The organism is Staphylococcus sp. AC872 (assembly GCF_979255425.1).
In genome coordinates this window covers 1-12,144 of sequence record NZ_CEEDKW010000014.1, presented here as the reverse complement: position 1 = coordinate 12,144, position 12,144 = coordinate 1, and the positions used below count along the sequence as shown (strand labels likewise).

General features: G+C 30.1%; 10 protein-coding genes and 1 pseudogene. 2 read left to right on the top strand and 9 right to left on the bottom strand.

The window, feature by feature from the left end; genetic code table 11:
• Positions 1 to 89: 89 nt before the first annotated feature.
• Entirely contained in the window at positions 90 to 239 is a 150-nt protein-coding gene (locus ACZ267_RS12395) for a hypothetical protein (RefSeq protein ID WP_228065466.1), read from the top strand.
• Between the two features lie 50 nt (positions 240 to 289).
• Here ACZ267_RS12395 and ACZ267_RS12390 read toward each other — a convergent pair whose 3' ends face one another.
• Complete coding sequence (locus ACZ267_RS12390; protein WP_239217044.1) at positions 290 to 592, bottom strand: urea transporter; 303 nt, start codon at positions 590 to 592, stop codon at positions 290 to 292.
• A gap of 53 nt (positions 593 to 645) precedes the next feature.
• Between ACZ267_RS12390 and ACZ267_RS12385 the strand changes: the two are divergent.
• Positions 646 to 1,228, top strand: a pseudogene (locus ACZ267_RS12385) (thiamine pyrophosphate-dependent enzyme); the annotation flags it as partial.
• Positions 1,229 to 1,393: 165 nt separating this feature from the next.
• Here ACZ267_RS12385 and gtfB read toward each other — a convergent pair.
• The 8 genes from gtfB to ACZ267_RS12345 form a co-directional block, all read right to left on the bottom strand.
• The gene (gene gtfB / locus ACZ267_RS12380) at positions 1,394 to 2,740 is read right to left on the bottom strand and encodes an accessory Sec system glycosylation chaperone GtfB (RefSeq protein WP_050969643.1); all 1,347 of its coding nucleotides are present in this window, start codon (positions 2,738 to 2,740) and stop codon (positions 1,394 to 1,396) included.
• Positions 2,733 to 4,244, bottom strand: coding sequence for an accessory Sec system glycosyltransferase GtfA (gtfA, locus tag ACZ267_RS12375; protein ID WP_050969642.1), 1,512 nt, complete (start codon positions 4,242 to 4,244; stop codon positions 2,733 to 2,735). The genes gtfB and gtfA overlap by 8 nt, the downstream gene beginning before the upstream one ends.
• 17 nt (positions 4,245 to 4,261) lie before the next feature.
• On the bottom strand, positions 4,262 to 6,652 hold the full coding sequence (secA2, locus tag ACZ267_RS12370) for an accessory Sec system translocase SecA2 (protein WP_050969641.1): 2,391 nt from the start codon (positions 6,650 to 6,652) through the stop codon (positions 4,262 to 4,264).
• Between the two features lie 21 nt (positions 6,653 to 6,673).
• The gene (gene asp3 / locus ACZ267_RS12365) at positions 6,674 to 7,180 is read right to left on the bottom strand and encodes an accessory Sec system protein Asp3 (protein WP_071561222.1); all 507 of its coding nucleotides are present in this window, start codon (positions 7,178 to 7,180) and stop codon (positions 6,674 to 6,676) included.
• 1 nt (position 7,181) lies between these two features.
• On the bottom strand, positions 7,182 to 8,726 hold the full coding sequence (gene asp2, locus ACZ267_RS12360; RefSeq protein ID WP_050969640.1) for an accessory Sec system protein Asp2: 1,545 nt from the start codon (positions 8,724 to 8,726) through the stop codon (positions 7,182 to 7,184).
• Positions 8,719 to 10,275 (bottom strand): accessory Sec system protein Asp1, encoded by a 1,557-nt coding sequence (asp1, locus tag ACZ267_RS12355; RefSeq protein WP_050969639.1) that lies wholly within the window; start codon positions 10,273 to 10,275, stop codon positions 8,719 to 8,721. Before asp1 ends, asp2 begins: the two co-directional genes overlap by 8 nt.
• Before the next feature lie 13 nt (positions 10,276 to 10,288).
• The gene (gene secY2, locus ACZ267_RS12350) at positions 10,289 to 11,482 is read right to left on the bottom strand and encodes an accessory Sec system protein translocase subunit SecY2 (RefSeq protein ID WP_050969638.1); all 1,194 of its coding nucleotides are present in this window, start codon (positions 11,480 to 11,482) and stop codon (positions 10,289 to 10,291) included.
• Between the two features lie 137 nt (positions 11,483 to 11,619).
• Positions 11,620 to 12,144, bottom strand: a 525-nt coding sequence (locus tag ACZ267_RS12345; RefSeq protein WP_463680328.1) for an LPXTG cell wall anchor domain-containing protein, incomplete at its 5' end; no start/stop codon positions are given.

Here is a 12,144-nt window from a genome sequence, read left to right as displayed (position 1 = left end):
TAGTAATATTATTTCTCTAATTATATTTCATTCCTTTTAACTTGGGAAATCAATAACTCTTTTATTTGCTTTTGCTGCCCAAGTAACTATTGGCAATTAGTACTGAAATTGCTAATGAAAGCTATCAATTTGTACCAGTTTATACGGTTGCTGCAATATTTTATTGGGCATTAGCGATTATTATTGAGCTCATCTTCCATAAGTTAGAACACCATACATCCCATTATTTAGTGTCATAAATTAAAACTCTGGAACGCGCTTTTGAATAAGCGTGCACCAGAGTTTTTAATTAATTCTTATTCTCAATATTTCTATGAGGACGACCAGCAAATAACATAATCCAAGTTGCTAGAATAAATGGCATCGTCACTGATGGTAAACCAATGGGTTCAAGTATTGTATTCAAACCTAAATTCAATAGAACAGTTAATAATAAACCTTGATTAATGTTATTCACGTTACCACCTAACATAGCTACAATAACAAAACCGAGTACATTACCTAAAATGGCATATACCGTTGCTTTTCTAGAATCGATTAAGATCCCAATTAATATAAGTAAACCTGCCCATATACTAGGTATGATAAACACTTCACTAAACCCTTCTAAAGTAGTTTTAAGAAGAAAACTATCAAATCGATCATGAACCATTAACTCAAGTAACTTATTTCAAAATGATGCAAGACTTCCTACAACTGGATGATATTTTAATTGCTGAACAAGGTTCTTCATTCTTTGGAGCCTATGATTTAGCTTTATATAAAGACAATACCTTTATTGGACAGCCTTTATGGGGGTCTATCGGTTACACATTACCTGCAACATTAGGTACAGAAATCGCTGCACCACATAGACGTAATGTCTTACTTATCGGAGATGGTTCTTTACAACTGACAGTTCAATCGTTATCAACAATGATCAGACAACAATTGAAACCAATTATATTTGTAGTTAACAATGATGGTTATACAGTGGAATGTTTAATTCATGGTATGAAAGAACCATATAATGATATTCACATGTGATTACAAAGCACTTCCTGCAGTATTTGGCAGAGACAATGTAGTCGTCCATGATGTTAATACATCACATGAACTAAAAGAAACATTTGAAAAAATCAATGCAAATGGTGATTGCATGCACTTTGTTGAAGTGAAAATGGCAGTTGAAGACGCACCAGCTAAATTAAGTGATATTGCTAAAGTATTTGCTTCACAAAATAAATAAACAATATATGATAACCCAAATTACATTCTTTAAATTATGTTTATTAAATCACCTATAAAATATTTTTCTATAGGTGTAATTAATTATGACAGACTAAAAATATTCTCTTTAACTATAAAATTAAAGAGAATATTTTTTACTTTAAAAGTCCAAGTTTAACGAATTTTAAGTTTTTAATTTTAATGACATATTAATCTTATTAATGAGTTTTTCATGTTCAATTTCATTTGCATAATCCTTCTGTAATTGTAACCTAGTGCGGTATGTTTTATGATTATTAGACATTTTTCGAAGCATTAATGTCAAATTATTAATATCTTTCTCCATAACAATATTTTCAGTCGCTGTAAACATACGATTATGTGCTTCATTATGCGTTGCAAATATCACCATATCATTTTCAAATGCTCGACCAACTGCATCCAATAATTCATTACCTTTATTATTATCTAAATAAATATCACATCGTTGATATAATGATTCAATTGTCTCTTCATTCGCCACTGGATACAATCGAACATTATCATATTTCATTAAGTTTAATAGTCTATTAGACATTTCTGTAATAGCTGCAATATGAAATTGATATTCGCTATTACTTTTTACTAATTCTTCAATACAGAGCAATTGATCGGAATTTGTTAAAGTTAATATATTTCTAGTAAATTGGTTTTGTTTTCGGTAACTATAAAGATAGCCACCTCTAATTACTTTATCACGTTCTTTATCACCAAGCCCTTGGCGAATTGTTAGATATTCATCTCTATTTGGTATCATTATTGAATACTTTCTATTTAACGATTTATCAAACATAAGTTTCATATTTCCTGGAATAGTACCGTGACTATTTTCTTGCCAAACGAGAATTCCCTTTCCAATTGTATTCATTCTATATAACGCGATAAAAGGCATTGCTAGTGAATTAAAGATAACTACATCCAAATCTACATTTAGTTGTTTTAAGTAATATATGACAAATGATTCTTGAGACTTAAAAAAGTGTGTCTTGTTTTTCCAGTTTAATATATAGTCCCCAGTCACATAATTTTCATAGATAATTTCTTTGCCTAGGTGATCAAAGTACTTTTTCATTATAGATTTGCCAGTTAAATCATAAATAACTTCAGCAAATTTAAACCCATTTTTATTATAGAGATCAACTGTACGTAATCGTTGCTTATTATCCAACCACTCAACTCGACTTACAATACGAGACTTGAAATTGGGTTGATAGAAAATTTTACCTCTAACTTCCCCTAAATTTTTTATTTCACCCATATCATTTGTACCTGTAATTTCCCAGTAAGTTGGCACCTCTACTTCATTAAAGAATAAAGGCTTATCACTTTGTTTAATTGGATTTTGAGCAAAAAATTGGTAAGGAGAGGTAACATCATCTGGTAAAAAGCCATCATCCTCTAAACAAATTGTCAAATGTTGATACCCTGCAAGTTTCAATGAACGATGTAATAATTGTGAATTAAAATGATAATTATCAAATATATTAATCATGTAGCACCTCGTTAATTAGCATATTCCATTTTTCTACTATTTTCTGAGTTAAAAATTCTCTAGCAATTTCATATGATGTGCGTTCTGGATTTTTTGGTCCATTTTTAAAATATTTCACTATATATGAAGCTAATTCATTAATCTTTTCTTCTTCATCTGCAGATTCTACATTTTCAGACATCAGATATCCATTTTCACCATTACGAATAAATGTTGGATTACCATAATTTACATTAAATCCTATCATTCCTAAACCAGACCCTACAGCCTCCATCAATGTCAAACCGAAACCTTCACTTTGTGAAGCAGATACAAATAATTCATATTTTGAATAAACATCTTGCAAATTAACATGACCCTTTAATGTAATATATTCTTGCGCATTATTTTCATAAACAATTTGTTCTATTTTATCTTTTTCTCCACCTTGACCGTATATATCAAACGTTAATTTAGGAATCTCTTTTTTTGCCTTTACAACTGCTTTAGCAATCCAGTCTACATGTTTCTCTTTAGCCAGTCGAGATGCTGTTATCATTGAATACGGTTGTCTTTTTTTCTCTGGATGAATAAGTTGATTTAAACTACCTACAGGAACTGTTCTGATTAATGGATTATCATGAGTATATTTAGAAAAATGTTGACTTAAAATACGATTTTGTAAATCGGTCGCAGTAATAAAGAAGTCAACAAATTTTGCATTTCTAAATTGATATTCATAGTAGTTATTCCACAATATATTATCGCCATCAGTGGCATTATCACTAAAATGTTCTGCATGAACTACCACACCTAATTTGCTAGCACCTTTATTTTGTAATACTGCTTGACCAATTTCTGTAGCTCTATCTAGGATTACGATATCCCTATTTGATAAATTTAATTTATTCATGAAATATGCAACAAATTCTGCTTTACTATAGAGCTGTGCATCATCAAAGACAAAGACACTTTCTTTATCATCTATATACTCTTTATATGCAATTGTTCCATCTTCATTGTAAAACTGTCTCATATATATCTTGGCATAATTTTGATATGGAGCATAATATTCAGAAAAAACTCTTGTATAACTAAAGAAATCTTTTCTTACTAAATAGCCTTCAAGAACAAACTCCACTCTATCTACATAATTTTTATCTGCATTTTTCATATAGCACGTTGCAAATGAACTTTTATCATCATCGAAATACAATCTTTTGATTTTACCGTTATCCTCTATTTGAGTAATTTCGTTATCGATTTCACCCATTAAATCATCTAAAGTATATGTTGTTGGTGCAATTTTTATATCACTAAAATATTGATATAACCAAATTACTTCATCATCTTTAAATCCTAAGTTATCAGTTAATGTTTGGATATTTTCAGAAGACATGAAATCTAAAAAAATAAATTTTACATTTCTATACAGCTGTCTCAACAATTTAGCTCTATATGCTTGAGCATATTCAATTCCACTACTTGCCCAACCTATTCCAAAGTTTATATTATATACAGTCATCATAAACCCCCTTTATTTTATGGGAAATAAATCACAAGATCTCCATGTTTATCAAACGTTATAATACTTAAACATAAATTTCTTATAATATTTCTTTTTAATGTAATTGTCATAGCTTCATATGACTCTAATGCAACTTTATGATATTCATATACGGCATTTCTTTGACCATTTTGGCGATTATTGACGCTAGCTTTTAGTTGCTGAAGATAATCGACTTGTTCAATCCATGCCATATCGATTGCTTTGATAAATGATTTTTGAATGAAACGTAATATGAAATATGGATCTGCTGCTTTCTTTTGATTATCCTCAAATTGATGCATAAAATGTTGTATTAAAAAATCAACAATTGATTCTTGGTTATATACATCTATTCTTTCATTATTCGCTTCAAAATTGAAAGATAAGTTTTTATAAACATAGCTAATTACATCTTTTTCATCATTTATATTAAAGCTTTTTAAATCGCTTCTAAAAACATCTTTCGCCAATTGATTATAATCAAATTGGTTTTTATCAACCATATCTAAAATGCGATTTCTTTCTTTATATATTAAATCTCTTTGTACACTAATACTTTTTTCAAATTCATTAGCCATTTCACGTTGAACAATAGAAGTCTCTTCTGAAACAGTTTGTGCTTTATTTACAATATTTTTTACTCTCAATTGAAAAACTTTACTATTTTCCAAATATTCACTACTAGTTTGCTTCAACTTGTCGTTCTCTAGCAATTTAGATTGGCTCCACTTTTTAACAATGTAATCATTTAATGACACAAATATTTGAGATACACCGGGATCACCTTGTCGACCAGCACGGCCTCTTAGCTGTCTATCTACACGACTATTTTCCATATGTTCATTAATAATCACCGCTAATCCACCAATTTCATGAACACCTTGTGCTAATTTAATATCTGTACCACGTCCTGCCATACTTGTAGCCACAGTAACTGCTGCTCTAGTGCCTGCTTCTGCAATCATTTGAGCTTCTTTAGAAACATTTTGAGCAATTAATAGGTTATTAGGTATATCTAATTGGAATAGATTAGCCGAAAAATATTCAGCTGCTTCTGCAGTTCTAGTTATTAAAAGAACTGGCTGAGATTTTTTATGTTTTTCAACTACAACATCAATGATGGCTTGATTTTTTTCTTCCATATTTGCGAATACTCTATCTTCCAAATCTTGTCTCTGAATAGGTTTGTCAGTGGGAATCTCAACTACAATTTTCGAATATAATTCAAAAAATTCCTTTTCTCCTTGTTTACCTGTTCCAGTCATTCCTGCAAATTTGTCAAAGAGTTTAAATAAGTTTTGGAATGTAATTGTAGCCATCACACTCTTATCAATAGATAATTCAACATCTTCTTTAGCTTCAATTGCTTGGTGCAAACCTGATTGTAATTTCGTACCTGGAAGCATTCGCCCTGTAATTCTATCTATTAACACAATCTCTCCATTTGATACAAAATAATCTAAATTATAATCAAATAGATACTTAGCTCTCAATGATAAATTGATAATACGAACCAAATCAAAATTAAGTTCATCATATAAATGGTGCACTTTAAAGTAGTCATTTGCTTTATCAATACCTTGTTTTGTTAGCCAAATTTCTTTTTTATTTTTATCTAGTTTAAAATGTTGCCTATCTTTAAGTGTATGTACAAATTCTTTTACAATATCAAATAAATTAGATTGCAATCGTGGTGCACCGGATATAACAAGTGGTGTTTGGGCTGCATCTAAAATGATTGAATCAACTTCATCTAAAATTGCAAACTGTAATTCAGGTAAAAATTTAGTTCGCTTGTGATCTGCTAAATTGTCTGTAAGATAATCAAAGCCCAAACGCCCATTTGTAGTATAAATGATGTCATGTGCATATAGCTTTTGCTTTTCACCAGCTTCATATTCATAGTCTGGAATGTCTATAAATCCCAATGATGCAGTTAAGCCTAACCATTCATACAATGGTTTCATTTCCATGCAATCTCTTTTAGCTAGGTAATCATTAGTCGTAATTAAAAATGCTCTTTTACCTGTTAATGCATTTAAATATAAGGGCATCGTTGCAGTTAGCGTTTTGCCTTCTCCGGTTTGCATTTCTGCTATATTTCCCTGATGCATTACTATAGCTCCTAGTACCTGCACATCTTTAGGGTACATGCCTAATACACGGTAGGCAGATTCTCTTACCACAGCATATACCTCTGGTAAAATTTGATCTAATGTCTCTTTAGATTCCATTATTCTCTTTTTAAATTCTTGAGTTTTTGCTTTTAATGCTTCATCAGTATACTCAGAAAAAACATGACTCATTTTATTGATACTATTTAATGTTTTATTTAGTTTTTTTAACCGCATTTTATTAATAGTATTATCAAATTTACCTGTCATTTTAACACCTCTTTCTGAATTTTATACTTTATTGTGTCTGATTTTATCTATTGTTTTACTAATATCAGTTGATATAGTTGAATGACTGCTCTCTATATGTTGGTCTTCAATAATAATTCGGCGAAATTGTAAATGCTGAAATCCAGCATTCATTAATTCAATTTTATAAGAATAGGCATCTTTTGGATATTCAAACTCAATATCATCATCTTCGATAATCATAGTTTTAATTTTTTCACCATTCTTTTTATATAAAACAATCTTAAAATACACTGATCTTTCAGGTGTGACATCATAATCAAACCTAATTTTATAATTGTTTCCTTTTTTCAATAATGGTAATGAAGGCACTTGTTTATTTGTTGTATAACTTGATAACATGTTCCATTCACGTATCACCATTCCTGAGGGCATCAATGAATTGTCCATGCTGACAAAATTATTATTAAATTTTAGCTTAGCTCCATACATAAAAGTACTTTTATGTACCTTTTTCCAGGTGATATCAAATCGATTATTTTGATTCATACTACTCTCTCCCGAATTGATTATTTAAAATAATATGATAGAAGTTTACAAACCAACTGGTTATCGTTGCTGAGTCATCATTATGTCTACCAGGCACGCCACGTGTCATGACATGCGTTTTAGATTCTCCTAGCACAGACATTAAATCATCAAAAGCTATATCATCATAATCATCATTTTGCATATATGCGATAGCAAAAGTAGTATTTTCAACTTCATTTTGCTTAAATTTTCCCCAAAAACGCTTATTCAAATGATTGATATTTTCCTTACTAAATGTGCCTTCTTGAGACATCAAAATATCTAGTGCTGTTCCAAAATCATTAGGTCGCTTTAGTTTCATATTTTCAGCTATTCTACCAATATTCACTAATGGTTTACCAACAATCACAGCTCTTGGGTTTAATTGTGCACCATAGTATAATGCGCCAAATGACCCCATCGACAATCCAGATAATATCAAATCATCTTCTTTAAAATTTAAATATTCCAATGTTTCTTTAATAACTTTTTTTATGCTATTTTCATAGGTTTCAGAGCCAAGATAGAAGGATCCACCTTCGATTCTAGGGTCCCCAATAAGTAAAAATGGGGCATCTAGACTGTTCATCATAAAATATCCTTCAAACCCTTCTGCTGAACGATAACCACTAAAATATACATTTAATGGCGGCTTTAAATCACCAGGATTGAAATAATGTATAAACTCTTCGCCATTTTCATCGTTATAACGTTGACCACCCATTATAAATTGGCCCATCTCTGCACGAGACCACCTTTTATGGATCGCCCTAAGATGTACAACACCTGTTCCCTTTGCTTTTACTACTATAGAAATGTTTGCATCATAAGGTCTTGGCATCAATTCCAAAGGCTGGTTTAAATCATCCTTTGTCAAGGTTATAACATCTTTCGTATGTTCTAATGAGCCAAATGGGATTAATCTAATTACATATTGGACATCAACATTTCCCTCTACAAAAAATTCTGGCCATAACTGTACCATCATATTCTTATCGTAAACTAAGTTTTGGTTCCAGCTAACAATTGGCGTATACGACTCTCCAAAATTTCCAGACAAAACGAGTTCCTTGTTACCTAAGTATTCAAATTCTCCTTCAAAATTAGGATTTACCTCTCCTTTAATTGGCGAGACTTTATCTCCGTATTGCTTAGTAAAAGCACCTGATTTTAATTTATGATGCAACTCATCTGTTGATTTATAAATTAATGGTTTAATAAATTTATATTTTACTCGAGAATCATTTTCGAATTGAAAATCCCAATATTTTTCATCTACATAAATCGTATATGGTTCTCCCACTATTTCAATAACTTTCATCAATTCTTGAGAATATGTTGTTTGAATAAATACTAAATTAAAGGAACCAACTTCATCTATTAAATTTTCAATTGCTTCTTCATAACCACTTTCAAATGTAAATAGTATTGGATCAAGATAATCGATGTACACGTTTTTTTTATCATGGAAAATAGGTTCTAAATCTTCTCCACCGATTTGCAATATATTAAATTGTCTAGCCATATAACTCTCCTTTTATCAAACGGTTCACTTCTCTTATTATCTTAGTCGAACTAAATTCATCTACTAATTTTAGGGAAGATGCATAAGAATAATTCCAATTTTTCAAACTTAGTAAGAAGTAATCTAACGCCTGTATCATATTAGATGAACTTGGTATTATTAACCCGTTTACATTAGGTGTCACATAATCCGTTTCTATCATATTAATTTGAGGTACTCCTGCACTGATTGCACTAATTTGCAGATATAAATCTGGTTCATCACCCAAATCTATAACTACTCTTAATTGTGACATTGCTCTAATTAAATCTTCTTCAAATATGACCGATTCAATTTTAATTATTTCTATAAATTCCATTTCTTCTTCTAACACATCAGCCATTTCTTCACTTAAAGTTCTTTGTTCTTCATTATATAATTCATTTTTTCCTTTTACTATGTCTGATAACCATTTCGGTGTTTTGCTTGTTATATCTTTCATTAAAATAGTAACTCTATAGTTTTCTTTATTTTTAATATAACTATATAACTGATCTATTACAGGTTCTACTACATCTCTTGATAAATTATCTATCCAAAAACCAATATGCACATCATATAACTGAGAACTTATATTTGGGATTTTTTCAGTATCAAAGGGTGTAATTCTAGACATTTTCATGTTAATTGAATTGTTATTAGCAATAAGCCTACATTCTCTTTCATTTTCTTTTGTGTCAACTAAACAACTTTTTGCAGGTTGCATGGATTGAATTAAATGTGACGTTATTTCTCTATTTCTATTTGAAAATAGAGAAAAACATAATTGATTTGCTTCAAAATACCGTGTAATTAACTGATTATGTCTTCCATCGGAAGCAGCAATAAAATCGTCTGATTGTGTTATTTGATCTGTATAAAATTTTTCAACAATCTCTTCTATTATTTCCAACATATTTAAATATTTACTATGGTCTAATAAATCTTTAACTGGATTGTTAACTAATACTTCTCCTGTTATTAAGTTCTCAGTTAGAATCTTTTCACCCAATACATTTAAATAAGTTTGTTCAACTTCAGTATCATTTTCATATTTAATAATTGAAGATATAAACCCTCTATCGTCAAATATTATCTTTTGTTGTTGCAATCCATTTTCATATTCATGTATATGGAGTACATATCCCTCTTGATTAAACGTAATTTGAGAATACGTATTTTTACCTATAACTGCTTCTACCATAAACGGCGAATATACAAACTCTGTATCTTTAGGCCAATTCAAATCTAAGTAATCAATAGCTCTAGGTAATGTGTTTGGAGCACTTTGTAACACATCAAATACAGACCAATAATCACTTTCAAATAAATCATGTCTATGTAAAAACAACCTTAAATTAGGTGAATAATTTAATACTAGTAATTTATATTCATAACCATTTTTCTTATGCATAGACATTAAGCTAATCATGTCATCAAAATCTGTTTTATCCGGCTTATAATAGAAGGGAAGAGTATTGTCTTTCCACAATTTTTGTCCACTATACCACGCTGGTATAAAATATCTCATAAAAAATTCCTCCCTAATATTTGTCTAATATGCTTTTATATCTATCAAAATAAGAATATGCTCTTAATGTTTCAGTTATACTTATACCAATATAAATCAATATAATCAGTTGTATTGAAAAGTATATTTCTTTTGAAAGCTCTGGAACCAATAATGAACAATATAAGGGCACTGCTAAAATCAATGTCACTGTAACTGAACCAAACCAGCAAATTCTTCTTGCTTTTTTATTTAAATATCGCTCAGTTTCTTCACCAGGACTAATACCAGCAAAGTAATTTCCATTTTTTAAAAATTCTTTAGATTTCCTTTTAGTATTAATCAAAAATCTAGATAGTAAATATCCAAAAATGATTTGTATTACAATATATACTGTAATACCTATGGGATTATCAAATCCAAAAATGGCTACATTCATTTCCTTATTCAAAAGTAAGTTTCCAATTAAGTTAATGACACTATTTAACAATAGAAATAAAGATAAACTTATCATTATAGATATACTTCCTGCTGGATTTAATTTCCAGGCAAGATATGAATGTGAAGTTTGTGTAGACATATTCATTATATCTTTATAATGAAGTCGATACTCTGATAATTCTATATAGAGAAGTATTAGAATCGCTATAACTAGTAATCCAATCACAATAAATAATGTTGCTGTTACATTTATACTAGACAGTTGTTGATGAAATAAAGATTTTATTAAACTCATTAATACAATTGGCATTGGCCCACCAATTCCATAAGTCGTATTTTGATCAGCTAACCAGACTAATAGTAATGTCCCTGTTAATAAAACTAATACAAGTAACAGAATATTTGTGCTCTGTATTATATTATTCTGAACATAGGTATGGATAACATAGTATGCTTGTATCGTTGCTATAAGTATTGTTAATAGCCTTTCCTTTATTTGTTTTTCAGAACGAGTCTGCTTAACAATATTATCTACATCTCTATAGTTGAATAGCATGATAATAATCATTGCTGTTAACCACGGGCCTAACCCCAATGAAAATACATTCAATGAGCTTAAATCCCCACCGACATTTGAAACAGCTAATTTAAAAAAGCTATCATGGCTGGATTTAATTGATTCATTACCAATGATAGAAATATTACTTCCAAATATGTATATAAAAAGAATGAACATTGTAAAAATAATTCTTTTGTGTAAAATCTTAAACTCTTTATTTCTTAACATTTTTCCACCTAAAATTCTTATATTTTAATATGAGTGCAAAGAGGCTAAAAACATAATTGATTTACTATCACGTAAACTTAATATTATGTCTTAGCCTCTTTGTTTTACTTCATATTATCATAGATTAAAATCTATAATTATTTTTTATCTTCTTTGTTTTTACGTGATCTTTTCATTAAACCTAATCCAGCAAGCAATGAGAGAACAGCCCCCATTAATACGTTTGTATTATTAGCATCATTGCTATTACCAGTTTCAGGAAGTTCTTTGTTCTCATCACTATTATCTTTGTGATTTGATTGTTGAGCTACATTAGATGAGTTTGTACTTTCTCCAGTTGATGCACTGTTAGAAGTTGCATGTGAAGTGACATTTGACGCACTATCTGATGTACTTACTGAGTTTGAGTCAGATACGCTTGTGCTTAATGATGCACTATCTGATGTACTTACTGAGTTTGATCCAGAAACGCTTGTGCTTAATGACGCACTATCTGATGTGCTTACTGAGTTTGATCCAGAAACGCTTGTGCTTAATGACGCACTATCTGATGTGCTCATTGAGTTTGAGTCAGATACGCTTGTGCTTGTTGACGCACTATCTGATGTGCTTACTGAGTTTGAGTCAGATACGCTTGTGCTTAATGACGCACTATCTGATGT

What these genes read in the sequence shown, in the direction of transcription:
- gtfB (WP_050969643.1), bottom strand. Translation starts at nt 2,740, where the DNA reads ATGATTAATATATTTGATAATTATCATTTTAATTCACAATTATTACAT.
- gtfA (WP_050969642.1), bottom strand. Translation starts at nt 4,244, where the DNA reads ATGACTGTATATAATATAAACTTTGGAATAGGTTGGGCAAGTAGTGGA.
- secA2 (WP_050969641.1), bottom strand. Translation starts at nt 6,652, where the DNA reads ATGACAGGTAAATTTGATAATACTATTAATAAAATGCGGTTAAAAAAA.
- asp3 (WP_071561222.1), bottom strand. Translation starts at nt 7,180, where the DNA reads ATGAATCAAAATAATCGATTTGATATCACCTGGAAAAAGGTACATAAA.
- asp2 (WP_050969640.1), bottom strand. Translation starts at nt 8,726, where the DNA reads ATGGCTAGACAATTTAATATATTGCAAATCGGTGGAGAAGATTTAGAA.
- asp1 (WP_050969639.1), bottom strand. Translation starts at nt 10,275, where the DNA reads ATGAGATATTTTATACCAGCGTGGTATAGTGGACAAAAATTGTGGAAA.
- secY2 (WP_050969638.1), bottom strand. Translation starts at nt 11,482, where the DNA reads ATGTTAAGAAATAAAGAGTTTAAGATTTTACACAAAAGAATTATTTTT.